This window comes from Cypionkella sinensis (genome assembly GCF_042646385.1).
In the GTDB taxonomy this organism is placed as follows: Bacteria; Pseudomonadota; Alphaproteobacteria; order Rhodobacterales; family Rhodobacteraceae; genus Cypionkella; species Cypionkella sinensis.
In genome coordinates, this window is sequence record NZ_JBHRTO010000001.1 from 856495 (window position 1) to 880420 (window position 23926).

At 60.8% G+C, this 23926-nt stretch carries 21 protein-coding genes; 10 read left to right on the forward strand and 11 right to left on the reverse strand.

The window, feature by feature from the left end:
• The first annotated feature begins 65 nt into the window (after nucleotides 1-65).
• The 3 genes from typA (at nucleotide 66) to ACFOGH_RS04295 (ending at nucleotide 3773) form a co-directional block, all read left to right on the forward strand.
• Nucleotides 66-1883, forward strand: coding sequence for a translational GTPase TypA (typA, locus tag ACFOGH_RS04285; RefSeq protein ID WP_380071831.1), 1818 nt, complete (start codon nucleotides 66-68; stop codon nucleotides 1881-1883).
• A 127-nt stretch (nucleotides 1884-2010) separates the two neighbouring features.
• On the forward strand, nucleotides 2011-2850 hold the full coding sequence (locus tag ACFOGH_RS04290; RefSeq protein WP_380071832.1) for a glycosyltransferase family 2 protein: 840 nt from the start codon (nucleotides 2011-2013) through the stop codon (nucleotides 2848-2850).
• An 83-nt stretch (nucleotides 2851-2933) separates the two neighbouring features.
• On the forward strand, nucleotides 2934-3773 hold the full coding sequence (locus ACFOGH_RS04295) for a glycosyltransferase family 2 protein (RefSeq protein ID WP_380071833.1): 840 nt from the start codon (nucleotides 2934-2936) through the stop codon (nucleotides 3771-3773).
• Nucleotides 3774-3784: 11 nt separating this feature from the next.
• Here the strand turns inward: ACFOGH_RS04295 and ACFOGH_RS04300 are convergent, their stop codons facing one another.
• From ACFOGH_RS04300 to ACFOGH_RS04325, 6 genes are all read right to left on the reverse strand, one after another.
• Complete coding sequence (locus tag ACFOGH_RS04300) at nucleotides 3785-4600, reverse strand: class II glutamine amidotransferase (protein WP_380071834.1); 816 nt, start codon at nucleotides 4598-4600, stop codon at nucleotides 3785-3787.
• 106 nt (nucleotides 4601-4706) lie between these two features.
• Nucleotides 4707-5000: a DUF1330 domain-containing protein gene (locus ACFOGH_RS04305; RefSeq protein WP_380071835.1), complete on the reverse strand. Its 294-nt coding sequence runs from the start codon at nucleotides 4998-5000 to the stop codon at nucleotides 4707-4709.
• A 1-nt stretch (nucleotide 5001) separates the two neighbouring features.
• Nucleotides 5002-7656 (reverse strand): alanine--tRNA ligase, encoded by a 2655-nt coding sequence (gene alaS / locus ACFOGH_RS04310; protein WP_380071836.1) that lies wholly within the window; start codon nucleotides 7654-7656, stop codon nucleotides 5002-5004.
• 138 nt (nucleotides 7657-7794) lie between these two features.
• Nucleotides 7795-8862 (reverse strand): recombinase RecA, encoded by a 1068-nt coding sequence (gene recA, locus ACFOGH_RS04315; RefSeq protein ID WP_380071837.1) that lies wholly within the window; start codon nucleotides 8860-8862, stop codon nucleotides 7795-7797.
• 209 nt (nucleotides 8863-9071) lie between these two features.
• Nucleotides 9072-11234, reverse strand: a complete 2163-nt coding sequence (locus ACFOGH_RS04320; RefSeq protein WP_380073965.1) for a hybrid sensor histidine kinase/response regulator — start codon at nucleotides 11232-11234, stop codon at nucleotides 9072-9074.
• Between the two features lie 248 nt (nucleotides 11235-11482).
• Nucleotides 11483-12637 carry an RsmB/NOP family class I SAM-dependent RNA methyltransferase gene (locus tag ACFOGH_RS04325; RefSeq protein ID WP_380071838.1) on the reverse strand — a complete coding sequence of 385 codons (1155 nt, stop codon included), beginning with the start codon at nucleotides 12635-12637 and terminating at the stop codon, nucleotides 11483-11485.
• A gap of 132 nt (nucleotides 12638-12769) precedes the next feature.
• Here ACFOGH_RS04325 and ACFOGH_RS04330 point away from each other — a divergent pair, with 132 nt between their 5' ends.
• Nucleotides 12770-13378 (forward strand): exopolysaccharide biosynthesis protein, encoded by a 609-nt coding sequence (locus ACFOGH_RS04330; protein WP_380071839.1) that lies wholly within the window; start codon nucleotides 12770-12772, stop codon nucleotides 13376-13378.
• A 5-nt stretch (nucleotides 13379-13383) separates the two neighbouring features.
• On the opposite strand, the gene guaB is transcribed toward ACFOGH_RS04330, so the two are convergent.
• Nucleotides 13384-14832, reverse strand: coding sequence for an IMP dehydrogenase (gene guaB, locus ACFOGH_RS04335; protein ID WP_380071840.1), 1449 nt, complete (start codon nucleotides 14830-14832; stop codon nucleotides 13384-13386).
• Between the two features lie 138 nt (nucleotides 14833-14970).
• On the opposite strand from guaB, the gene ACFOGH_RS04340 reads away from it, so the two are divergent.
• Entirely contained in the window at nucleotides 14971-15666 is a 696-nt protein-coding gene (locus tag ACFOGH_RS04340) for a type 1 glutamine amidotransferase (RefSeq protein WP_380071841.1), read from the forward strand.
• Between the two features lie 22 nt (nucleotides 15667-15688).
• Here the strand turns inward: ACFOGH_RS04340 and ACFOGH_RS04345 are convergent, their stop codons facing one another.
• Both ACFOGH_RS04345 and ACFOGH_RS04350 read right to left on the reverse strand, forming a co-directional pair.
• A complete protein-coding gene (locus tag ACFOGH_RS04345; RefSeq protein WP_380071842.1) occupies nucleotides 15689-16693 on the reverse strand; it encodes a TDT family transporter in 1005 nt (334 codons plus the stop codon).
• Nucleotides 16694-16858: 165 nt separating this feature from the next.
• A complete protein-coding gene (locus ACFOGH_RS04350) occupies nucleotides 16859-17644 on the reverse strand; it encodes a phytanoyl-CoA dioxygenase family protein (protein WP_380071843.1) in 786 nt (261 codons plus the stop codon).
• Between the two features lie 87 nt (nucleotides 17645-17731).
• On the opposite strand from ACFOGH_RS04350, the gene ACFOGH_RS04355 reads away from it, so the two are divergent.
• The 3 genes from ACFOGH_RS04355 to ACFOGH_RS04365 all read left to right on the forward strand — a co-directional run bounded on the left by ACFOGH_RS04355 (nucleotide 17732) and on the right by ACFOGH_RS04365 (nucleotide 20846).
• Nucleotides 17732-18625, forward strand: coding sequence for a LysR family transcriptional regulator (locus ACFOGH_RS04355; RefSeq protein ID WP_380071844.1), 894 nt, complete (start codon nucleotides 17732-17734; stop codon nucleotides 18623-18625).
• A gap of 176 nt (nucleotides 18626-18801) precedes the next feature.
• On the forward strand, nucleotides 18802-19830 hold the full coding sequence (locus tag ACFOGH_RS04360; RefSeq protein WP_380071845.1) for a LacI family DNA-binding transcriptional regulator: 1029 nt from the start codon (nucleotides 18802-18804) through the stop codon (nucleotides 19828-19830).
• Nucleotides 19831-19874: 44 nt separating this feature from the next.
• Nucleotides 19875-20846, forward strand: coding sequence for a glucokinase (locus ACFOGH_RS04365; RefSeq protein WP_380071846.1), 972 nt, complete (start codon nucleotides 19875-19877; stop codon nucleotides 20844-20846).
• Here ACFOGH_RS04365 and ACFOGH_RS04370 read toward each other — a convergent pair.
• Both ACFOGH_RS04370 and ACFOGH_RS04375 read right to left on the reverse strand, forming a co-directional pair.
• Nucleotides 20843-21502, reverse strand: a complete 660-nt coding sequence (locus tag ACFOGH_RS04370) for an alpha/beta hydrolase (protein WP_380071847.1) — start codon at nucleotides 21500-21502, stop codon at nucleotides 20843-20845. The genes ACFOGH_RS04365 and ACFOGH_RS04370 overlap by 4 nt on opposite strands.
• Nucleotides 21499-22128 (reverse strand): DNA-3-methyladenine glycosylase family protein, encoded by a 630-nt coding sequence (locus ACFOGH_RS04375; protein ID WP_380071848.1) that lies wholly within the window; start codon nucleotides 22126-22128, stop codon nucleotides 21499-21501. The genes ACFOGH_RS04370 and ACFOGH_RS04375 overlap by 4 nt, the downstream gene beginning before the upstream one ends.
• Before the next feature lie 80 nt (nucleotides 22129-22208).
• Between ACFOGH_RS04375 and ACFOGH_RS04380 the strand changes: the two genes are divergently transcribed.
• Together ACFOGH_RS04380 and ACFOGH_RS04385 are read left to right on the forward strand one after the other, a co-directional pair.
• The gene (locus ACFOGH_RS04380) at nucleotides 22209-23417 is read left to right on the forward strand and encodes an MFS transporter (RefSeq protein WP_380071849.1); all 1209 of its coding nucleotides are present in this window, start codon (nucleotides 22209-22211) and stop codon (nucleotides 23415-23417) included.
• Nucleotides 23418-23420: 3 nt separating this feature from the next.
• Nucleotides 23421-23873, forward strand: coding sequence for a GNAT family N-acetyltransferase (locus ACFOGH_RS04385; RefSeq protein ID WP_380071850.1), 453 nt, complete (start codon nucleotides 23421-23423; stop codon nucleotides 23871-23873).
• Nucleotides 23874-23926 lie beyond the last annotated feature (53 nt).

Below are 23926 nucleotides of genomic sequence, written 5' to 3' on the forward strand. Positions count from 1 at the left end.
CTGGCCTTTCCGGCCTATCTAGGCTATCGCCGCGCCAAAGCTGACAATAGAAAGAGACCTCCCCGATGGAGCTTCGCAACATCGCCATCATCGCGCACGTTGACCATGGCAAGACCACCCTCGTTGACGAACTGCTGAAACAGTCCGGTTCCTTCCGCGACAACCAGGCGGTTGCCGAGCGCGCGATGGACAGCAACGACATTGAACGCGAGCGTGGCATCACCATTCTTGCGAAATGCACCAGCCTTGAATGGGCAGGCACCCGCATCAACATCGTCGACACCCCCGGACACGCCGACTTCGGCGGCGAGGTGGAGCGTATCCTCAGCATGGTCGATGGCGTGGTGCTGCTGGTCGACGCCGCCGAAGGCCCGATGCCGCAAACCAAATTCGTAACCTCCAAGGCCCTCGCCCTTGGCCTGCGCCCGATCGTGGTGCTGAACAAGGTCGACAAGCACGATGCCGAGCCCTCGCGCGCGCTGAACGAGGTCTTCGATCTGTTCGCCAACCTCGGCGCCGATGATGATCAACTTGATTTCCCGGTGCTTTACGCATCTGGCCGTTCCGGCTGGGCTGATACCGAACTCGACGGCCCGCGCAAGGATCTAACCGCGCTGTATGACCTGATCGTCAAACATGTTCCCGAGCCGAAACAAATCGCCCGCCGCGCCGAGCCGTTCCAGATGCTCGCCACCACCCTGTCGGCAGACGCTTTCATTGGCCGCATCCTGACCGGCCGTGTGGAAGCTGGCACGCTGAAAGCTGGCGAAACTATCAAGGCGCTGTCGCGCGATGGCACCAAGATCGAGCAATTCCGCGTCTCGAAAGTCCTCGCCTACCGTGGTCTGGTGCAAACCCCGATTGACGCCGCCGAGGCTGGCGATATCGTCACCCTGGCCGGCATGACCAAAGCCACCGTGGCGGATACCCTCTGCGCCTTGGAAATCGAAACTGCGATCCCGGCACAACCGATTGATCCGCCGACGATTTCTGTGACCTTCGGCATCAATGACAGCCCCTTGGCTGGCAAAGAAGGCTCCAAAGTGCAATCCCGCGTGATCCGTGAACGTCTGATGAAAGAGGCCGAGATCAACGTCGCGATCAAAGTCACCGACACGCCCGGCGGCGACGCTTTCGAGGTCGCGGGCCGTGGCGAACTTCAGATGGGCGTGTTGATCGAAAACATGCGCCGCGAAGGCTTCGAGTTGTCGATCAGCCGCCCCCGCGTGCTGTTTCAGGACATTGACGGCGTCAAATCCGAGCCTATCGAAGAAGTCACCATCGACGTCGATGACGAATATACCGGCCCGGTGATCGAAAAGCTGACCGGCCCGCGCAAGGGCGATCTGGTCGAGATGAAACCGGCAGGTGCTGGCAAGACCCGCATCATCGCGCATGTGCCCTCGCGCGGTCTGATCGGCTATCACGGTCAGTTCATGACCGACACCCGCGGCACCGGCGTGCTGAACCGGGTGTTCCACGGCTGGGCACCGCACAAGGGCGCCATCGAGGGCCGCCGCCAAGGCGTGCTGATCTCGATGGAAACCGGGGTTTCGGTGGCCTATGCGATGTGGAAACTGGAAGATCGCGGCCACTTCTTTATCGGCGTGCAGGAACCCGTCTACACCGGCATGATCATCGGCGAACACAGCCGCGACAATGATCTGGAAGTGAACCCGCTGAAGGGCAAGCAACTGACCAACGTCCGCGCCTCTGGCACCGATGAAGCCGTCCGCCTGACCACCCCGGTCAAGCTGAGCCTCGAACAATGCATCGCCTATATCGACGATGATGAACTGGTGGAAGTCACCCCGAAATCGGTGCGGATGCGCAAACGCTATCTCGACCCGAACGACCGCAAGCGCATGTCGCGCTCGGCCTGATCGACAGAAAACCCGCCGGAAGGCGGGTTTTTTTACACCCACTTGACATAGATCAAAGACTTAATGGTGTTGCGCTTCTGCGATCGGGCTGTAAAATAATCCCGACAGAATTGATCGGGAAGCAGTAATGCTGAAACATCTCAGAAGCCAGATCAGCGCTTGGAACCGCAAGCGCATCCAACGGCTGCGTGAGACCCGCGAAACGCAGTCGTCCTATGATTTCAGCCTCGGTGTGCTTGGAATCATGAAAAACGAAGCGATGAACATCGACGAATGGGTGCAGCACTATGTCTCGATGGGGGCTGGCAAGATTTTCCTGATCGATAACGGCAGCACCGATGACACAGTCGCCAAAGCCACGGCCTGGGTCGCCAAAGGAGTGGTCGAGCTGGTTGAATATCCCAAGCGCCATCGGCAACGGCGGCACTATTGGAAGGCTTTCAAGCAGCTTAATATCGGTCGTAAATGCAAATGGCTGATCGTAGCCGATCTGGATGAATTCTGGTTCTGTCCCTCAGGTGAGACGATTGTGGCACGGCTTGCCCCGTTTCAGGCCTTTGATGTGATTTATGCCAATTGGCGCATGTTCGGCAGCAATGGTTTGCAAAAGCACCCCAAAAGCATTCGTCAAGGCTTCACGATGCGTGCACCGGAATTGCACGCGCATTCTGTCCGAAAATACATTTGCCGCACTTCAGTGATCAAATCTGCAAATACGCTAGGTATTCACACTGTGAATGGTGGCCGTTCAGAGCGCACGGTTTCGGATAATGAACGTTTCCACCTCAATCACTATCCAATTCAAAGCCTTGAATTTTTCCAGACCGTCAAGATGACGCGCGGTTCGGCCGCTAAAATGGCAAATGATACCGTGCGCCAGATGGAGTACTTCACCGGCCACGATGCACGATGCTCAATGTCAGACACGCTGCTTGCAGATTTGGTCTCAAGCGGGAAGATCAAATAGATGCAGCAACAGTATTGTTACTCGCATGCAGTGAGGCATCTGCCCACACCAACCGTCCCGTGGTTTGTACTCAGGATTTCATCTTGCTGAACAATCTGAAGCGAAAAATCCAGATATGGAATAGAGAACGCGTTGAGCGGCGTCGACAGCAGCGCGACGCGAAATCTGCGTATGAGCACGTCTTGGGTGTTCTCGGAATCATGAAAAATGAGGCCATGAACATAGACGAGTGGGTGCAACATTACATCTCTATGGGGGCTGGCAAGATCTTTTTGATCGACAACGGAAGTACCGACGAGACCATCAGCAAAGCACAGGTCTGGATCGATAAGGGCGTTGTTGAACTCATTGAATTACCTGGACGTCATCAACAGAAAAAGCACTATTGGACAGCTTTCAAAGCCTTTAGAATTGCAAAGAGATGCCAATGGCTTTTAGTTGCCGATCTGGATGAATTCTGGTTTTGCCCTTCAGGCGATAGTATTGCCGCCCAGCTATCAAACTTCCGTGCCTTCGACGTGATTTATGCCAATTGGCGAAATTTTGGCAATAACGGTGTCGAAGATCATCCCGCAAGTATTCGCCAAGCATTTACGCTCGCCGCGCCGGAATTGTATTTCCACACCGAGCGAAAATACATTTGCCGGACTTCCGTCATAAAATCGCGTCAAAGTTTGGAAATACACCAAGTGGCAGGCGCGCGCTCAGAACGGACAATTTCGGACAATGAGACATTTCATCTGAATCATTACGTGGTTCAAAGCATGGAGTTTTTCCGCAAGGTCAAAATGACGCGTGGCAATGCATCGACGGCCACTGCAGCTTCGGTGCGGGATATGACGTATTTTCAGAAGTTTGATACGCCTTGCACAATGCCCGATCACGTTCTGGCCAATTTGGTGGCCAGCGGAAAAATCAAATAGCACAGCAATTGCTATTCTGCCGCGATCTGCACCGCATAATCCGCCACCAATGCGCAGGGCATAAATGGCTCTACCGTCACCTTGGCACCGTCAAAGGTGCAGAAGGTGTTCGAGGCGATTTCCTGCCAGCCGCCCTCTTCTGCCTCTAGCGGCTCTGATACCACTGCCATGCCGCCGCGCGTTTCCGACCAACGGTAATACAGGCTAGGCGCGGCATCATCCGTGGCATAGCGCACCGCATAAAGCCGTTTGCCATCGCTCAGTGCCGCCGTCATCCGCAGGTGCGGCGCGGCTCCCTTGGCCTTGGCCACCGCGATGAACCGGGCGGAGGCCCGCTCCAGCGCAGCCCTTGGATCGCCGTCGAAACCCTCGGCCACCGCCACCAGAAACAGCGCCTCGGAATCGGTCGCCCCCTTGCGCGCCGCATAGAGCGCGTCGGGAATCATCATATCGGCATCACGGCGGAATTGATCATAGCCGCCCACCTGCCCGTTATGCATGAACGACCACGCGCCATGCACGAACGGATGGCAGTTGTTGCGGCTGGTCGCCGTCCCGGTCGAGGCCCGCACATGCGCCAGAAACAGCCCGGATTTCACCTGGGCCGTCAGGCTGCGCAGGTTCGGGTCAGACCAGGCCGGCAGCACATCGCGGTAAAGCCCCGGCTCAGGCCGATCACCATACCACGCAACGCCAAAACCATCGGCATTGATCGAGGAATGACATTGCGTGGCGCAATGGCTTTGGTGGATCAAAGAATGGCCGGGGCGGCTGATGATCTCTTCCAGAAAGATCGGTGCCCCCGCGTAAGCTGCCCAACGACACATAAACCGCCCTCACATCTTGGCCCTGACCGGGACTCTTGAGGAAAACATACCACAAAGCACGCCGATTGCAGCACACTTTTCTATTGAATTTGAATCAGGCGAAAAACTATTCGCCCAACTCCTCCACCACCACCAGATCGCGCACCGAAGCGCCCTTGGCATGCGCCAGCGCCGCCTGATAGGCCGCCGAGTGATAACACTCCACCGCCGCCTCAACACTGGGGAACCGCGCCACGACATTGCGCGCACGGTCGTTTCCCTCAAGCTGCACGTAACGCCCTGAACGCGCAAGGAAATTCCCGCCAAACGAGGCCAGAATCGGCCCCGCCAGTGCTGCATACTTCCCATATGCCTCCGCGTTCGTCACCTCGACATGCGCAATCCACAAAGCCGTTGCCATCTTACGCCTCCAACGCGGCATGGACCGCCGCAATCGCCGCCTCCGCAAGCGCGATATCCGCGCCGCCGCCCTGCGCCATATCCGGCCGCCCACCGCCGCCCTTACCGCCCAACGCCTCAACCGCCGCTTTCGCCAGAGTCACCGCCGAAATCCGCGCGACCATATCCGCGGTAACGCCCGCCGCCACCGCCGGTTTTGCCCCGGTATCGGCGATCAACACAATCGCACCCGAGCCGATCTGCGCCTTCATCTCGTCAATCAACCCCGGCAGATCCTTGCCAGAAACCCCGGAAAGCACCTGAGCAATCAGCTTTACCCCGTTGATTTCCTTGATTTCCGGCCCACCCGACTTGCCGCCCATCGCCAGGTCGCGACGCAGTTGCGCCACTTCATTGGCCAGGCTGCGGCGTTCGTCCTGCAAGGCTTTCACCCGATCCAGCACGTCACCCGGGTGGGTCTTCAGCGCCAAAGCCACATTTGCCAACCGTTGATCCTGCGCGCGCAGATGGTCCAGCGCCGCTTGGCCGGTCAAAGCCTCGATCCGCCGCACCCCGGAAGACGAGGCAGAATCGCTCAGCAGCACAAACGCGCCAATATCGCCCGTCCGCGCCACATGCGTGCCGCCGCAAAGTTCCAGCGAATAGGTCCGCCCTTCGCTGCCCTTGCCCGATCCGTCAAGCGTGCCCATCGACACCACCCGCACTTCGTCGCCGTACTTTTCGCCAAACAGCGCCTGCGCGCCCAAGGCCCGCGCGTCATCCGGCGTCATGATCCTCGTTTCAACAGAGGTGTTTTGCCGAATGAATTCATTGACTTCTGCTTCGACCTTAACCTGATCCGCCTCAGACATCGCTGCCGAATGACTAAAGTCAAACCGCAGCCGGTCCGCCGCGTTCAACGAGCCGCGCTGTGCAACATGATCCCCCAAAGCCCGTCGCAACGCTTCGTGCAGCAGGTGGGTGGCCGAGTGATTGGCCCGGATCGCCGCGCGCCGGGCATGGCTGACCTCCAGTTTCGCCGGTTGCCCGCGCAGGATCGTGCCTTCGCGCACCGTCGCCACATGGATGAACACCCCGGCGGTTTTACGGGTATCCGTCACCTCTGCCAGCCCGGTCGCGGTGCGGATATAGCCGGTATCGCCGACCTGGCCGCCGCTTTCGGCATAAAACGGCGTCTGGTTAACCACGATCTGCACGGCAGTCCCGACCTCAGCCGCACCAATCAGCGCGCCATCGCGCACCAAAGCATCAATCTGTCCTTCGGCGGTTTCGGTGTCATAGCCAAGGAATTCCGTGGTGCCATGCGCCTCGGCGATCTCGAACCAGATCTTGGCATCCGCCGTGCCGCCCGCCCCCGACCAAGCCGCCCGCGCCTTGGTTTTCTGTTCCTGCATCGCGGCGTCAAAGCCTTCGACATCGACCTCGCGCGCCTTCTCGCGCAGCACATCTTGCGTCAGATCCAGCGGGAAACCATAGGTATCGTAAAGCTTGAACGCCACGCCCCCCGGCAAAGCACCGCCTTCCGGCAGATGATCCAGCTCGTCATTCAGCAGACGCAGGCCACGGTCCAAAGTGGTCTTGAACCGGGTTTCTTCCAGCAGTTGCGTTTCCTCGATCAGGCTTTGCGCCCGCTGCAACTCCGGGTAAGCCGCCCCCATCTGCCGCACCAGCGACGGTACCAGCTTGTGCATCACCGGGTCTTTCGCCCCGAGCATATGCGCATGCCGCATCGCCCGCCGCATGATCCGGCGCAACACATAGCCGCGACCTTCGTTGCTGGGCGTCACCCCGTCCGCGATCAGGAACGAGGTCGAGCGCAGATGGTCGGCGATCACCCGATGGCTGGTTTTGCCCGGCCCATCCGGGTCGGAATTGGTCGCATGCGCCGAGGCTTCGATCAGCGCCCGCATCAGATCGGTATCATAATTGTCGTGCTTGCCCTGCAACAAGGCGCCAATCCGCTCCAGCCCCATGCCGGTGTCGATCGACTGCATGTCGAGGGGCCGCATCGTGCCATCGGCGAACTGCTCGTTCTGCATGAACACGTTGTTCCAGATTTCGATAAACCGGTCGCCATCTTCCTCGGCAGAGCCCGGAGGGCCGCCCCAGATATGGTCGCCGTGGTCGTAGAAAATTTCCGTGCACGGCCCGCACGGCCCGGTCGGCCCCATCCGCCAGAAATTGTCATCGCTGGCGATGCGGATGATCCGGCTATCCGGCAGCCCCGCCACTTTCTTCCAGATCGCCGCCGCCTCATCATCGGTATAGTAAACCGTGACCAGCAGCTTATCCTTGTTCAGCCCGAAATCTTTTGTCAGCAATTCCCAAGCGAAAGCAATGGCTTGGTCCTTGAAGTAATCGCCAAAGCTGAAGTTGCCCAGCATCTCGAAAAACGTGTGGTGCCGCGCGGTATAGCCCACGTTATCCAGATCGTTGTGTTTGCCACCGGCGCGCACGCATTTTTGCGCCGTGGTCGCGCGTTTGTAATCGCGAGTCTCGACCCCGGTGAAGCAATTCTTGAACTGCACCATGCCGGAATTCGCGAACATCAGCGTCGGATCGTTGCGCGGCACAAGCGGAGAGCTGTCCACCCGTTTGTGGCCGTTGCGCACGAAAAAATCGAGATAGGTCGAGCGGATGTCATTCAACGAAGCCATAGGCTTGGGCCTCCAAAAAGCGGGAAAACTCTGGTCCCGCTCCGTTTATCTGGCGTCGCGGGGGCTGTCCACTGTCGATGCAAAAAGGCCGGAAACTTGACGTTTCCGGCCCGTGGTTTTCAACCTGATGGTCAAATCTCAGTCGTCGATCATCGCGCCATCATCGGGGCTGACCGAAAAATCTAACCCGTTGGCGGCGCGGATCTTGTCCTCGATCTCCAATGCCATCGCCGGGTTCTGCCGCAGGAAGGTCTTGGCGTTCTCGCGGCCCTGACCGATGCGCTCATCCTTGAAAGAATACCAGCTGCCGGATTTCTCCACCACGCCGGCCTTCACACCAAGATCGACGAGTTCACCAACCTTGGAAATCCCCTCGCCATACATGATGTCGAATTCAACTTCCTTGAACGGCGGCGAGACCTTGTTCTTCACCACTTTCACGCGGGTGGCGTTGCCGATCACCTCATCACGGTCCTTGATCGCGCCGGTGCGGCGGATATCCAAACGCACAGAGGCGTAGAATTTCAGCGCATTGCCGCCGGTGGTGGTTTCGGGGCTACCGAACATCACGCCGATTTTCATGCGGATCTGGTTGATGAAGATCACCATGCAGTTCGACTTGCCGATGCTGCCGGTCAGCTTGCGCATCGCCTGAGACATCAGCCGGGCCTGGCTGCCCATTTGCATATCGCCCATATCGCCTTCGATTTCCGATTTCGGCACCAGTGCCGCCACCGAATCGACCACGATCAGACTGACAGCACCCGAGCGCACCAACGTATCGACGATTTCCAGCGCCTGCTCGCCGGTATCGGGTTGGCTGATCAGCAATTCATCCAGATTGACGCCCAGTTTCTTGGCATATTGCGGATCGAGCGCGTGTTCGGCATCGACAAAGGCGCAGACGCCGCCCTTTTTCTGTTGCTCGGCCACCACATGCAGCGTCAGCGTGGTCTTGCCCGACGATTCCGGCCCGTAAATTTCGATGATCCGGCCCTGCGGCAACCCGCCGATGCCCAAGGCGATATCCAGCCCCAGCGATCCGGTCGAGGTTGCCTCGATATCCATCACCGGATTGTCTTGGCCCAGCTTCATGATCGAGCCCTTGCCGAACTGCCGTTCGATCTGCGCCAGAGCGCTTTCCAGCGCCTTTGCCTTGTCCATATCCCGCTTCCCGTTCAACTCGATCAGATTTGCCGCTGCCATTGCTTTGCCCTTATCCCATGGTTGTCTTCAGGCGGCAATCGCCGAAGATGTTCTGCATTTGTTTACCATATATGAGGGTAAACCAAGAACATTTCAATCGAATTGTCGCAAGCCCAGTCTTTCTCAACATGATTAAGGAATGGTTACTGGCGAACAGAGCGGAAACATTAGTTGCGAAACCTGCACAGCGGGGCGGCGAATCGAGGGCATCAATGCAATTGCCCCTGCACGGTCGCGGTGAGATCGCTGAGAGAAAATGGTTTTGGCAGGAACGTAGAGTTCGGGATGCGTGCCTGACCTTCTGACAGCGCTTCTTCTGCATAGCCGGACACGAAAATGACCTTCACATTCGGGCGGGTTTTCAATGCTTCGCGCACCCAACTTGGCCCGTCCATCCCTGGCATAACCACATCGGTCACAAAGATATCCACCTCAAGCCTGGGATCTTCAAGATGTTTCAACGCTTCTTCGGCGTTCTCAGCCTCTAGCACAGTATATCCCCGCATCCGCAGAGCACGACTGGCGAAGGCGCGCACCGGCGCCTCATCTTCGACCAGAAGAACCACACCTTCGCCTTGCCGCAACACCAGTTTTTTGGGTTGGGGCATGGCAGGCTCATCGCCCGAAGCACCGTGGAAGATGGGAAAATACAGCTGAAATATCGAGCCTTCACCCTCGGTCGAATCAACGAAAATGAAGCCGCCCGATTGTTTGACGATGCCATATGCAGTCGACAGCCCTAGGCCAGTGCCCTCACCCGCACGTTTGGTTGTGAAGAACGGCTCGAAAATCTTTTGCAACCGCTCGGGCGGGATACCCACGCCCGAATCGCTAACCCGGATCAGCGCATACTCGCCAGCGGGCAGCACGGCGCGATCACGGCGCATTTCTTCGTGCAGGGTAAGCGCCTCGGTCTCAATGCGAATGGTGCCGCCCTCTGGCATGGCGTCACGGGCATTGACCACCAGGTTCATGATCACCTGTTCCAACTGACGCTTATCAGCGCGGATCGCGCCCAAATCGGGGGCATGGGCCAGGCGCAGTCGCACCCGCTCACCCACCAGACGGTTCAGCAAATGTGCCAGATCCGACAGCACATCCTGCAGCTCGATCCGCTCTGGCTTGAGGGTTTGTTTGCGCGAGAATGCCAGCAACTGCCCGACCAGTGCCGCCGCCCGATTGGCATTCTGATGAATCTGGATCAGATCTGCATAGGCAGGGTCGGTGCTGTTGTGGCGCAGCAAAAGTAGGTCGCAATGGCCCGAAATTGCGGTCAGCAGATTGTTGAAATCATGTGCAACACCGCCCGCAAGCTGGCCAATCGCCTGCATTTTCTGGCTTTGCACAAACTGTGCCTCAAGTGTTTTCAATGCGGTTGCATCTTGCAACACTGCGAGCACGCCGGGGCGGCCCTGATCGACAATGCGCCGCAGGGTGACTTGCAAGAACACCTCTGCCCCCAATTGCCGCGCACATAAAACTTCGGCACCACCCGGAATCCGCTCTTGCACGACATCGGACAGCCAATCGCTGACAGGTCGCCCAAGACCTTCGAATAGATCATGCATGTGCGCCGGCGCGTCCTCGAGATGCAGCAGATCGCGTGCCGCCTTGTTGGCTTGCCGCAATGTGCCGTTGGCCTCAAACTTCAGCAGTGCCACCGGAACATGTTCGAAATCCGCAGACATGCTTTCATCATTGGCGTGCCGCGCCACGGGCAGCAAATAGATCTCGCGCCGTTCTCCCAGCCCTTCGACCTCTGCCAGAATCGCGCGCACGGGACCGGTGGCCGCCGAAACCTCCACCTCTTCGCCCGAGTGCAGGTTGGTTGAGGTGAAGACCCGATCCAGCCGCTTTGGTCGCCCGCCCAGAAGCCGACGCATCGAGTCGTTGGTGAACAGCACCACCCCCGCCTTGTTGGCGGTCAGCATCGGTAGGCTAAGCGATTCCGCCCCGCGCCCCGAACTGCTGCGATCCTGAAACTCTTCCAGCCGCCACAGAAACCGTGCTTCGGTCAGCCGATGCACCGACAACCGCAGATGGCCGCGCCGAGTTGCCACATCTTCGCGCGCAGAACCACTGTGGCTTGCACGTGTTTGCAGCCGATAAAGCACCGCCGAGGGCGCAGCGAAATGGTCTTTCAGCACTGAAATCAACGTACCACCAGCCGCTGCGCCAAAGCGCGCGCCTGCCGCCGCATTGCGATAACCGATCTGGCCGTGCGGATCGCTGGTAAAACAAGGCGTGGCATCAAGGCCCACCAGCGCGATCAAATGCGCCTCAAGCTGCTTTTGTCGACGCGCGCCCCAAAACCCCGCGCTTTGCTGCACCATCGCAAGTGCTGCAAAGGTCAACCCCGCCGCCAGAAACATCACCTGTGTTACAGTTTGCGTCGCCACCACGATACCGGCAGCACAGCCAGTCGCTGCAGCCAACAGCAGCAACAGCGCCAGTTGCGGTTGCTTTCGGGGTGCAAAGACCTTGGCCAAATTTGTCGTCGAACTGGCCACTGCGCCCTCCGATCCGGGATTGGTTTCGGCTTATTTGGCGGTCAAAGTGTTAACGCGGGCTTAACCGCTTCACCCAAAATCTGAAAAACACCTTCAAGTTGTGTATAAATTCAGGCTTCGCGGGTCAACAGTGCGACAAAAAACCCATCGGCACCCTCAAGCGGCGAAAACCGACGTTGCAGTGGATTTTGCCAGCCGTGATTGCGCGACAGAAAACCTGCAATCTGATCTTCATTCTCGGCGCGCAGCATCGAACATGTGGCATAAACCAGCGTGCCGCCGGGGGCCAAAATCACAGCGGCTTTGTCGAGGATATCGGCCTGAATCTGGCGCAAAGCCTCCAGACGTGCCGACGTCAGCGCCCATTTGCCCTGCGGATCGCGCCGCCAACTGCCCGAGCCTGAACACGGCACATCTGTCAGGATCACGTCGTAACCCGTTCCAATATCAGCAGTTTGCGCCACGGTGATCTTCACGCCTGCCCGTGCGGCGCGTGCGGGAATATCGCGCATCCGGCGCGGATCAGCATCATGCGCCACCACGCTCACCCGCGCCTGCGCCGCCATGGCCAAGGCCTTGCCGCCGCCGCCGCTGCAATAATCCAGTACGCTTTGGCCATCCGTCAGCGGTGTAGCTGCGATCACCGCTTGGCTTGCGGCATCCTGCAATTCGACCAGACCACCGAGATAGGCCTGTGAATTCTGGATTTTACGCGCGTTTTCCGTTACTTCCAGTGCAGTCTTCGCAAGCGGGTTTAGTGCGCAGGCGATGCCATCCTCGGCCAGTGCCGCCAGCGCCGTCTCAACCGACGCTTTGGCGAGATTCACGCGTAAAAACACCGGCGCGCGGCGTTGCAGCGCCTGCATCACGCCTTCGAAATCCGCCCCGAGTGCCGCCTGCAGCGGTTCCGCCAGCCAATCCGGGCAATCCAGCGCCAGATTGCCAATAGGCGTCAATCCGGCATCGGCATCGCTCAGCACGGCAGGCGCGTGGCCCTCGCCGGTAAACCATTCCGCAGGGTCCAGCCCCCGCGCCCGCACACCGCCCAAGACCAACCCCCGCCCACTCAGCGCACCGCCCAAAGCTGCGTATGAGCGTTTGCAGCGCAACGCGTCAAACACCAGATCGCGAACTGCCGCCCGGTCGCCCGAGCCTGCAAAGCGGCTGGCGCGGCCCCAGTTGGTCAGGGCTTGCTCGGCGGTTGATCCGGCGAGAATGCGGTCCAACACGTCGATGGCGGCGGAAAGCCGTGCTTGCGGTGTCATATCTGCCCCTTTGGCTCTCGCCCAGCCTGCTTTTGTCCTGCCTACAATGTGCGCGGATTTCCCGCAACCGCGCGGCTAACCTCTGGCAATGCGATGCGGCAGGCACCATCTTGCGGCAAACCCCGAGGTGACATGCAAGACCCCGTCCCGCTTTCTCAACAACTGCTAAGCCTCGTGCAAGCGGGCGAGTCTGAACGCGTCAGCCTTGGCGATCTGCTGGCGGGCATCAAGACGCACGCCCGCGCGACGCTATTGCTATTGTTCTCGATCCCCAATCTGCTGCCCGGATTGCCCGGCACGTCGGCCGTTACCGGCCTGCCGCTGGTGGTGCTGACCTTCCAGATGATGCTGGGTCGCCCGGTCTGGCTGCCGGGGTTCATCGCCAATCGCTCGCTGTTGCGCGCCAATCTTCTGGCCCTGCTGCAACGCGCGGCGCCCTATCTCGAACGGGTCGAGCGGGTTCTTCATCCGCGTCTGGCGCACCTGACTGCCGAGCCGGCACAACGACTGATCGGCGGCATCGGCGTCCTGCTCAGTGTGTTGGTGATGCTGCCGATCCCCTTCGGCAACTTCCTGCCTGCACTGGCGATTCTGATCGCCGCGCTTGGCCTTCTGGGGCGCGACGGCCTTTTCATCCTGATGGCAACAGCGATTGCGATCAGCGCCGTAGTGGTGCTGATCGCGGTTTATTGGGCGGTAATCGCAGCGGTGCTTTACATGGCCTTCAGCACCACCGCGTAAAGCCATCAGCCAACCCGATAATTCGGGCTTTCGCGGGTGATCTGGACGTCATGGACATGGCTTTCCTTCAGCCCTGCGCCGGTGATGCGCACAAACTGGCAGTTCTTGCGCATCTCGGCCACAGTGGCGCAGCCGGTATAGCCCATCGCCGCACGCAGCCCGCCAACCATCTGGTGGATGACCTGCGCCGCCGTGCCTTTATACGGCACCTGCCCCTCGATACCTTCCGGCACCAATTTGTCGGATGCCGCATCCTTCTGGAAATAGCGATCGGCCGAGCCGCGCGCCATCGCCCCTAAGGACCCCATGCCGCGATACGACTTATAAGACCGACCGTTCCACAAGATCAGCTCTCCGGGCGACTCGTCCGTCCCCGCAATCGCCGAACCGACCATCGCGCAGGATGCCCCCGCCGCAATCGCCTTGGCGAAGTCTCCGGAAAACTTGATGCCACCATCCGCGATGATCGGCACATCGCCAGCCGCCTTCGCCGAATCCATGATCGCCGTCAGTTGCGGCACACCCACGCCCGCGACGATCCGCGTCGTGCAGATAGAACCCGGCCCGATCCCCACCTTCACCGCATCCGCGCCCGCCCCGATCAGCGCCCGCGTCGCCTCACCCGTGGCGACGTTGCCCGCCACCACCTGCACCTTGTTCGAGGCCTTCTTGATCCGCTCCACCGCCAGCGCCACCCCTGCCGAGTGGCCATGGGCGGTGTCAATCACCACCATATCCACCCCGGCCTCGATCAGCGCCATCGAGCGTTCATAGCCGGCATCGCCCACGGTCGAGGCAGCCGCCACACGCAGCCGCCCCATCTCATCCTTGCAGGCCTGCGGGTTCAGCACCGATTTCTCGGTGTCTTTCAGCGTCAAAAGCCCGGTCAGCTTGCCCGCGCCATCCGTCACCAGCAGCTTTTCAATCCGCCGTGCCTTCATCAGGCTGATCGCCTCATCGCGGTCAATCGGCTCGCGCAGCAGGGCGAGATTTTCAAACGACATCATCGCATGAACCGGTGTCTTGTCATCCGAGGCAAACCGCATATCGCGGTTGGTCACAATGCCCAGCACGCGGCCTTCCTTATCCACCACCGGAAAGCCGGTGATCTGATAACGCTCCATCAGCAACTTGGCATCGCCCAGCGTCTGATCCGGCGTCAACGTGATCGGCTGATAGACCACGCCGGACTCAAACCGCTTCACCCGGCTGACTTCCCGCGCCTGCGCCTCGGTGTCCAGATTGCGGTGAATAACGCCAATGCCGCCCGCCTGCGCCATCGCAATCGCCATCCGGCCTTCCGTCACCGTATCCATCGCGGAGGACAGCAGCGGAATATTCATCCGAATGCTTTGCGTGACGAAAGTGGATGTATCTGCTTCCGAAGGCAGCACCGAGCTTGCCGCCGGCACCAGCAAAACGTCATCAAATGTGAGCGCCTCGCGAATCTCCATGTTCACCTCCAACGGGGTCTAAGGGGAGTGTTCGTTTGACACGTCCCACTTTCACGGGGCGCGGGGATTGGCAAGGCCGAAACAGCGCTTGCAGTCAAAATCCCGCTCTCGCATGGTGCGCCAAATCCCGGAGGAACTATGCGCGTCGCCATCATAGAAAACACCGCCGTCACCCATCACGGACAGGTCGGCGTCGCCTTGCACGAAGCCGCTGCGGTGATCGACCTCTATAAGCCGTGGCTCGATGGTCGTCTGCCCAGCCCCGGCAGCTTTGACGCGCTGATTTCCTTTGGTGGCGAGCAGAGCGCTTTATCCGATCAGAGCCACCCCTATCTGCCGGATCTCGCCGCCTTGCTCTATGACACAGCGCTTTCGGGCAAGGCGACCTTGGGCATCTGTCTCGGCGCGCAAGCCATGGCGCGCGGTGCGGGTGCGCACAACACCATCGGCCAGAACCCCGAGTTTGGCTGGTGCCAAATCGCCCTCACCGATCAGGGCCGCGCCGACCCGGTGCTGGGGCAGCTTCCGTCCGAATTTCCCATCTTTGAATGGCACTCCGACCATTTCACCCTGCCCCCGGATGCCGTCCACTTGGCAACCAATGCCGCCGCACAAGTGCAAAGCTACCGCATCGGCCGAGCGGGCTATGCCACCCAGTTCCATTTCGAGGCCAGCCGTGCCGTTGTGCGCGATTGGGTCAATCGCTTTCCCGATGTTATCGAGACGCAAAACCCCGGCTTTGGCAGCCGTCTGCCCAGCGAAGCCGTCGCCCGCGGCCAGGCTGCAGATGCGCACGGCCTCGCGATTGCCCGCGCATGGGTGGCTTTGATCTGAGGCTGAACTGAACGCTTGCCCCTTACGCCTCCGCCGCATTGGTTTTCGCCGCCAGCTTACCCGTTGGCCATAGCGCAATCACCTTCCACGCCACCCACAGCACCACCACAGCCGAAGCCGCCAGCAGCCCCAGCCCGACCTGCTGCGCCTGACCGCCCAAACCGATCAGCGCCGCCGCATAGGCCACTAGCGGAAAGGTGAAGCTGCCCCAAAGCGCCGAAAACCCCGCCACCGTCACCCAACGCAACCCCGCCAGCAGCGCCAACAAGATCACCCCGCCAAAAGCGGCAAAGCTTTGCGCCAAAATCCCCTGCCCCAGACCAGTCGCCACCATGCTGAACAAAGCCGCCGGGGCCAGATGAATCGCCAGCAAAGGCCGCAGTGGCGCTGGCGGAATCCGCCCAATCAGCTGCGCCAGCGACGCCCCCCAGATCAGCGCCGCAATCGGCAAAGCCCCCCACAGCAGCACCTGCGCCAAATCCAGCCGCCCCAAGGCCAGCGCCGGTATCGCCGCAACAATGCCGCCCACAAAGCTCAGATGCCACACCGGCGTCACCGCCCTTTGCTCTTTCGGGCTGCGCGCAATCTGCCAGATCACCAATGCCGCCAGCACTCCATGCGCAAGCAGCGCCAGCACCATCACCGCATAAGCCAGCCCCGGCGCGTAAGGCACCAGCACCGCCGCCGCCAGCATCGCACTCATGCTGCACGCCGCCATCCCGGCGCGCCCCGGCAATACCCGCAGATCTTCCAGCAGCACCGCAGGCCGCCGCGCGATCTTGGACAAAAGTACGACAGTGGCAAAAGCCCAAAACACCAGCGCCGCCCCCAAAGCCGCCTCGACCAGCCCACCCGGCAGGCCCAAAACCTCCGCCGCACGACGCAAGGCAAGGCCCAAGCCCAGCAGCCCTAACACCACCGAAAACACCACAGGCGGCGTCTTGGCGAACAGCTTCGGTTTGCGCGGTGGAAACTCTGGCGGCGGATAGGCTTTTGGGCGGCGTTGCACGGTCGGGCTTTGGGTCATGGCACTGTCCTCACCCCCTTCTCCCACCGCCAAATCCGCCCGGCAAGCCCGTCACATGGGGCCAATCAGCGCAGCCAAAAGTTAATAAATCCTGAAATCGCGTTTGTAAGCCTTTGAAATCATGGGGGGGCAAGAACGGTCCCAACTCGGGACCGTCCAGAAACCTCATTTCAAAAACGGAAACCAATCCTCGCGCAACACCTGCCCCACCACCATCTCATGCCCCGGATAGGGCGGCGAGGTTCGCCCCGGACGCTCCACATACCGCGCATCATCGCCCAGCACCCGCAGCGAAAATGCCCGCCGCCGCGTGGCTGCATTGTTTCCGCGCGCTCCATGCAGGGTGCGATAATTGAACGCCACCGCATCGCCGGGTTCCATCTGCCACTCCCGCACCGGCATCCCCTCGGCATCCGGGTCCGGCACCGGCATGTACAGCTCGGGGTTCGGATAGAACGAGGTCTCCGCCAGCCACCGCGTCGGCAACACCTCACGCGGCCACAGATGCGACCCCGCCACGCAGCGCAACGACGCCTCTTTCACAGGATCCAGCGGCGACCAGAACGACACATTCTGCCGACCCTCAACGAAATAATACGGCCCATCCTGATGCCAAGGCGTCGGCTTGGTGGTGCCGGGCTCCTTGACCAACACGTGATCATGAAACATCTGCACCCGATCCGAGCCCATCAGCTTGGCCGCCACCTCGGCGACTTCGGATTGCTTGATCACCCTCTCAAATTCCGGGATGCGCTGCCAGTTGCAGTAATCGTCGAAAAACCGCCCTGCATCGCCCGGTTTCAGGTTTTCCGCCGCGTAAGGCCCCGGCTCGGCCATGTTGCGCTCCACACCGGCGCGCAATTCCTCGACCCAATCGGCCCACAGCCCCTTCACCAGCACCACGCCATCGCGTTGATAAGCCGCAATCATCTCATCCGTCACAACGACCATCTGACTCTCCTGATTTCGCTTGGGTTTCAGCATGGAGCGGCTTAATCATAGCTGCAAATAATACCTTTCAATATCGGCGATAACCTCATGCTATCTCTCACCCTGCGCCAGTTGGAATATGCCACCGCAGTCGCCCGCCACGGCGGCATGACGGCGGCGGCGCAAGCCCTGCACGTCAGCCAACCCGCGCTTTCGGTCGCCCTTGCGCAACTGGAAAGCCTGCTGGGCCGCCCGCTATTTCTGCGCCGCGCTGGGGGCCGCCTGACCCCCACCGCCTTCGGGCGCGGCTGGCTGGATCTGGCCGAGGCGCAACTGGCCGCTCTAAGCCGCCTCACCGATCCCAATTCTGCCAGCGAGGATATCCGCCTTGCGGTTTTCGAAGACCTTGCCCCCACATGCCTTGCACCGATCCTCACTTACGCGGCAAAGCTTGCACCGCAACTAACGATCATCCCGCAAGTGATGGGTTTCGAAACACTTTCCGATGCGCTGCACGGGGGCAAAACCGATCTTGCCCTGACATGGGATCTGGGCCTGCAATCCGACATCGCCCGCCAAAGCCTTGCGCAGATCGCGCCTCATGCCATCCTGCCGCCAGATCACCCTCTGGTGCAGCATCCAAGCCTTAGCCTGCACCATCTCGCCGATCAGCCGCTGATCCTGACCGATCAAGGCCTGTCCTTGGGCCATATGCGCGGCCTGTTCGCGCAAGCCGGGCTGACAGCGCAGATCCACCACCGCACCGCCTCGCTCGACCTGATGCGCAGCTATGCAGCCAACGGCCTTGGCATTGGCCTGTCCTACACCAACCCCGCCGCAAGGCTTAGCCCCGATGGCAAGCCGCTGATCACAAGGCCGATCCGCGATGCCGGAGCCGAGCCGCTGATCCTAGCGCATCTGGCGCAGAACCCGCCCTCTGCCGCAGCGCAGCAACTTGTCGCCCTGATTCCGCAGGCGCTTCCCGCCGCATTAATCGGCTAATCCGGCACAGAATTGATACCGCTTTGAAATCCAGCATCGCCCCGCAACCCACTGATAAACAATGATCCCCTGAAAAATATGAAATGATCTTCCAAATAACGCCTCAAACACTTTGACCACCCCGGCACCTGCGGCTAGTGTCCTGCGCAACTGATCCTTTGGCGAACCCAATCGCGATGAACCTCAAAGAACTGGCGCAAAAACTCAACCTATCGCCCACCACCGTCAGCCGCGCGCTGAACGGCTATCCCGAGGTCAATGATGTCACGCGCGAACGCATCGTCGCCGCCGCCAAGCGCTACAATTACCGGCCAAACGCCCGTGCCATTCGCCTTGCCACCGGGCGGGCGATGGCGGTGGGGCATGTGTTTCCGGTGGCGACCAAATCCGAAATCACCAACCCGATCTTTGCCGATTTTATCGCCGGCGCGGGTGAGATTTACACCGCCAACGGCTATGACATGCTGCTGTCGGTGGTCGCCGACGATGCCGAAGCCGCCGTTTACCGCGATCTGAAATCGCGCGGCGCGGTGGATGGCGTGATCGTGCATGCCGTGCGCACCTATGATCCGCGCATCGCCAGCCTGCAAGAATTGGGCCTGCCCTTCGTCACCCATGGCCGCGCCACCGGGATTGAGACCGATTATTCCTGGGTCGATGTCAACAACCGCCGCGCCTTCCTGCGCGCCACCGAATTTCTGCTCGACCTTGGCCATAGCCGCATCGCTTTGGTGAATGGCAAAGAGGATATGGATTTCGCCATCCGCCGCCGCACCGGCTACAGTGACGCGCTGACCGCGCGCGAAATTGTGCCGGACGCGACCCTGATGGCCAGCGATGAGATGACCGAACTTTCCGGCTATCGCGCTGCCAAGCGTATGCTGGCGTTGGAAAATCCGCCCACCGCCTTTGTTGCGGCCTCGATGCTGTCGGGCATGGGCGTGCGCCGTGCGATCGAAGGTCAGGGGCTGAAACTGGGCCGTGATGTCTCGGTCATCATCTTTGACGACGAGTTGGGCTATCTGCGCAATGGTGACGAGTTGCCGATTTTCACCGCCACGCGGTCGTCTGTGCGCGATGCCGGTCGGATCGCCGCCGAAATGCTGCTGGCACTGATCGCCGATCCCACGCTAGGCCCGCTGCACCGCTTGCTGGAAGCCGATCTGATCCTGGGCCAATCCACCGGCCCTGCCCCGCGTAAGTAAACGATATCAATGGCCTGCGGGCTGATGTTCAGACAATGAGGACCATGATGCCAACCTCCCTCGCCCTCGTTGCCGATATCGGTGGCACCAACACCCGTGTCGCTTTGGCCGATGGAAAAGTGGTGCGCCCTGCCAGCATCCGCCGCTATGCCAACAGCGAATTCAGCAGTCTGGAGCCGGTTTTGACCCGCTATATGGCCGAAGAAGGCCTGAAATCGGTGGATGGCGTCTGCGTGGCTGCCGCAGGTCCGGTCCGCGATGGCGTGGCGGTGATGACCAACCTGTCTTGGGTGATCGACGCCGCCCTACTGATCCGCGCCACCGGCGCGCGGCACACCGCGATTCTGAACGATCTGCAAGCGCAAGGCCATGCTTTGGGCCATATCGCGCCAGAATTTCTGCGCGTGCTGATCCCCGGCACCCAAGCCCCCGGTGCGGCGATGCTGGTGGTCGGCGTCGGCACCGGCATGAACGCCGCACCCGTTCATGATACGGCCAAAGGCCGTCTGGTGGCCGCGTCGGAATGTGGCCATATCGCTATGCCGGTGCAGAATGCGCAGGATTTCCGCCTGTCAGAGTTTGTTGCCCACAGGGTCGCAAACGCCCACGGTTATGCCGGGGTCGAGGATGTGCTGGCGGGCCGCGGGCTGGAGCATGTGCATCTGTTCACCACCACCGAGGCTGGCCAGCCGCAAGACCTGAAAGCCGCCGAGATCATGGCGGCATTGGCCGCAGGCGATCCGCTGGCACGCGAAACCGCCAAGCTTTACATGCACTTGCTAGGCCAGGAACTTGGCAACCTCGCGCTGATCCATCTGCCCTTCGGCGGCATCTACCTGATCGGCGGCGTCGCCCGCGCCATGGTGCCCTACATGGATGAGATGAACCTCGCCAGTGCCTTCCGCACCAAGGGCCGTTTCGCCGAATTCATGCAAAGCTTCGCCGTCTTCGCGGTAGAGGACGATTTCGCCGCCCTCACCGGCTGCGCCGCCTACCTTGACAGCGGCGGCAGCTAAACCCCCAGCCGATCGGCGATAAAGCTAAGGGCGACCTGCAAGCCATCCGGTGCGATGCCGTGCCCGGTGCCTTTCATAACATGGCCATAGGTGGCAAACCCCGTCGCCACCAGCGCGTTGCCCGCCGCCTGCATCTCGTCGAACGGCACCACCGGGTCTTGATCGCCATGCACCAGCAGAACCTCAGGCTTTACCTGAGCCTCGGCTTGCAACAGATCGGGAAGCATCAACTTTCCTGAAATCGCCACTACCCCGGCAATCGCCTGATTGCGCCGAGGGGCCACATGCAGGCTCATCATCGCGCCCTGAGAGAACCCCAGCAGCACCAGCACCTCTGGTGCCAAACCTTCTGCTGCCAATCGCGCATCAAGAAAGCCGTTCAAATCCTCTGCCGCCCGGTCCAGCCCCGCTGTGGCATCCGCCTCACTTGAGCCATCAAACCGCGGGATCCCGAACCACTGGCGGCCAAACGGATTGCCCGCACAGGCCTCGGGCGCATCCGGCGCATAGAACACCACATCCGGCAAATGCGGCCCAAGACTGTCAGCCAAACCCAGCAAATCCGCGCCATCCGCCCCATAGCCATGCACGAACACCACCATCGCCCGCGCCTGCCCCGAGGCCGCTGCCACGCGGCCAAACTTCAATTCCCTCATCGGATACCTTCCCGCGATTTTACCACGTGATAATAGGCCCAGAGCACCCGCGCCGCAACGCTGCGCCACGGGCTCCACGCCTCGGCCATCGCCCGCAGCGCCTTTTCCGTGGGCCGCGCCTCCAGCCCGAACAGCACCCGCGCGCCTTCTTGCAACGCCAAGTCCCCCGGCGCGAACACATCCGCCCGCCCGAGTGCGAACATCGCGTAAATCTCTGCCGTCCAGCGCCCGATCCCCGGCACGGCGACCAGTTCGGCGATCACCACCTCATCAGGTTTGCACCGCAAGCCAATGAAATCAATGCCAGACTCTGCCAGCGCCTTGGCATAGCGCGCCTTCTGCCGCGACAGCCCTGCGCTGCGCAAATCCTCATCCGAGGCCGCCTGCACGCCCTCAAGGCTGACCACGCCCGCCGCCTCCATCCGTGCCCAGATCGCATTGGCCGAGGCAACCGAGACCTGCTGGCCGACAATCGCATCCAGCAGCGCCGTGAAGCCATCGGCATGACGCCGCAACGGCAGCGCCCCCACCTGTTGCAGCGCCCCGGCAAATCGCGCATCCGAGGCGGCAAGCCAAGCCGCCCCCTCCGCCACGCAATCCAGACTTTCGATAATCCGCCCGACCATAACCCCTCCAGCGCGCGCAATCTTTAAGGCCAGAGCGAATCCCCCTTGCCCCTGCGAAACCCGATGCCTACCGATGGCACATGATGACAGATCAAGACAGCCTCGCCCGCCGCAACGTCTATGTGCTCGTTGCTTCCCAAGCCATTCTTGGCGCGCAACTGCCGATGGTGTTCATCATCGCGGGTCTGGCCGGGCAGTCTTTGGCCCCGAATCCGTGCTGGGCGACACTGCCAATCTCAGCAATGGTGATCGGCTCGATGCTGACCGCGACGCCGATTTCGGCTTTCATGGCGCGCTTTGGCCGCCGCGCGGGCTTTGTCGTCGGCACCCTGGGCGGCACGATGGGCGCGGTAATCAGCGCCCTGGGCCTGCTTTACAGCTCTTTCGCTTTGTTCATCCTTGGCGGCTTGTTTTCGGGCATCTATATGTCGGCGCAGGGTTTTTACCGCTTTGCCGCCGCTGACACCGCATCCGACAGCTTCCGCCCCAAGGCGATTTCCTGGGTGATGGCTGGTGGGCTTCTGTCCGCAGTCACCGGGCCGGAACTGGTAAAGCTGACCAATGACGCGATGGTCATTCCGTTCTTGGGCACCTATCTGACAGTGATCGCGTTGAACCTGTGCGGCGTGTTTCTGTTTGCCTTTCTGAAAATTCCCAAGCCGGTCGCCGCAGCAACCGGCAGCGCGCTTGGCCGCAGCCGCGCCGAGTTGATCCGCACCCCGGCGGTTGCCGTGGCGGTGATCGTGGCCACTGTATCTTATGCGCTGATGAATCTGGTGATGACTTCCTCACCCTTGGCCGTTGTCGGCTGCGGTTATGCCAAATCCGACGCCGCCAATGTGGTGATGGGGCATGTCCTCGCGATGTATGCGCCGTCTTTCGTCACCGGCCATATCATCGCACGCTTTGGCACCCAGCGGGTGATGGCCGTAGGCCTGATGATCCTTGCCGCTGCCGGAGCGGTGGCGATGGCGGGTGTCGATCTGTTCAACTTCTTCGCAGCCCTGATGCTACTGGGTTTCGGCTGGAACTTCGCCTTCATCGGCGCCACCACCATGCTGACCTCTCTGATCACCCCCGCCGAGCGTGGCCGGATGCAGGGCATGAACGATCTGATCGTGTTCGGGGGCGTCACCCTCGCCAGCTTCTCGTCGGGCGGCTTGATGAACTGCTCGGGCGGCTCGGTGCAGGCGGGCTGGCAGGCCGTGAACATGGCGATGCTGCCCTTCCTCGTGCTGGCAGGCGGTGCGCTGATCTGGCTGGCCCTGCGACCGAAAGAGACGCGCTAAGCGATGATCCGTCCCGCCGCCCCCGCCGATCTGCCAGCGCTGTGCAAGATGGTGCATGCGCTGGCCGCCTATCATGGCGACAGTGCCACTGCGACGGTGGCGCAGTTGCAGCGCGATCTGTTCGGACCAGCGCCTTGGCTGCATGCGCTGGTCTATCAGGGCGAGAGGCACCTGCTCGGCTATGCAGCGCTGACGCAGTTGGCGCGGGTGCAATACGGTCAGCGCGGCATGGATCTGCATCACCTTTACGTGCGCAGCGACGCGCGCGGCGATGGGATCGGCAAGGCGCTGCTGGCGGCGAGCCTCGACTATGCGCGCAGCAAGATGGCAAGTTATGTCACCGTCTCGGCCCTGCCCGGCAATGACATCGCGCAGGCGTTCTATCTGGCGCAGGGCTTTCATCCGGCGCCGGTGACGGGACTGCGCTATGCGTTCAATCTTTCAGACAAGGGTTAACGCACACTTAATGCGAAATATGAAGCCATTGACCACTAAGGGATAAAGCCTCG

What these genes read in the sequence shown, in the direction of transcription:
- ACFOGH_RS04375 (WP_380071848.1), bottom strand. Translation starts at nt 22,128, where the DNA reads ATGGTCGGGCGGATTATCGAAAGTCTGGATTGCGTGGCGGAGGGGGCG.
- ACFOGH_RS04300 (WP_380071834.1), bottom strand. Translation starts at nt 4,600, where the DNA reads ATGTGTCGTTGGGCAGCTTACGCGGGGGCACCGATCTTTCTGGAAGAG.
- recA (WP_380071837.1), bottom strand. Translation starts at nt 8,862, where the DNA reads ATGGCAGCGGCAAATCTGATCGAGTTGAACGGGAAGCGGGATATGGAC.
- ACFOGH_RS04330 (WP_380071839.1), top strand. Translation starts at nt 12,770, where the DNA reads ATGCAAGACCCCGTCCCGCTTTCTCAACAACTGCTAAGCCTCGTGCAA.
- ACFOGH_RS04365 (WP_380071846.1), top strand. Translation starts at nt 19,875, where the DNA reads ATGATGCCAACCTCCCTCGCCCTCGTTGCCGATATCGGTGGCACCAAC.
- ACFOGH_RS04340 (WP_380071841.1), top strand. Translation starts at nt 14,971, where the DNA reads ATGCGCGTCGCCATCATAGAAAACACCGCCGTCACCCATCACGGACAG.
- ACFOGH_RS04380 (WP_380071849.1), top strand. Translation starts at nt 22,209, where the DNA reads ATGATGACAGATCAAGACAGCCTCGCCCGCCGCAACGTCTATGTGCTC.
- guaB (WP_380071840.1), bottom strand. Translation starts at nt 14,832, where the DNA reads ATGGAGATTCGCGAGGCGCTCACATTTGATGACGTTTTGCTGGTGCCG.
- ACFOGH_RS04325 (WP_380071838.1), bottom strand. Translation starts at nt 12,637, where the DNA reads ATGACACCGCAAGCACGGCTTTCCGCCGCCATCGACGTGTTGGACCGC.
- ACFOGH_RS04350 (WP_380071843.1), bottom strand. Translation starts at nt 17,644, where the DNA reads ATGGTCGTTGTGACGGATGAGATGATTGCGGCTTATCAACGCGATGGC.
- ACFOGH_RS04290 (WP_380071832.1), top strand. Translation starts at nt 2,011, where the DNA reads ATGCTGAAACATCTCAGAAGCCAGATCAGCGCTTGGAACCGCAAGCGC.
- ACFOGH_RS04355 (WP_380071844.1), top strand. Translation starts at nt 17,732, where the DNA reads ATGCTATCTCTCACCCTGCGCCAGTTGGAATATGCCACCGCAGTCGCC.
- typA (WP_380071831.1), top strand. Translation starts at nt 66, where the DNA reads ATGGAGCTTCGCAACATCGCCATCATCGCGCACGTTGACCATGGCAAG.
- ACFOGH_RS04345 (WP_380071842.1), bottom strand. Translation starts at nt 16,693, where the DNA reads ATGACCCAAAGCCCGACCGTGCAACGCCGCCCAAAAGCCTATCCGCCG.
- ACFOGH_RS04305 (WP_380071835.1), bottom strand. Translation starts at nt 5,000, where the DNA reads ATGGCAACGGCTTTGTGGATTGCGCATGTCGAGGTGACGAACGCGGAG.
- ACFOGH_RS04385 (WP_380071850.1), top strand. Translation starts at nt 23,421, where the DNA reads ATGATCCGTCCCGCCGCCCCCGCCGATCTGCCAGCGCTGTGCAAGATG.
- alaS (WP_380071836.1), bottom strand. Translation starts at nt 7,656, where the DNA reads ATGGCTTCGTTGAATGACATCCGCTCGACCTATCTCGATTTTTTCGTG.
- ACFOGH_RS04360 (WP_380071845.1), top strand. Translation starts at nt 18,802, where the DNA reads ATGAACCTCAAAGAACTGGCGCAAAAACTCAACCTATCGCCCACCACC.
- ACFOGH_RS04370 (WP_380071847.1), bottom strand. Translation starts at nt 21,502, where the DNA reads ATGAGGGAATTGAAGTTTGGCCGCGTGGCAGCGGCCTCGGGGCAGGCG.
- ACFOGH_RS04320 (WP_380073965.1), bottom strand. Translation starts at nt 11,234, where the DNA reads ATGTTTCTGGCGGCGGGGTTGACCTTTGCAGCACTTGCGATGGTGCAG.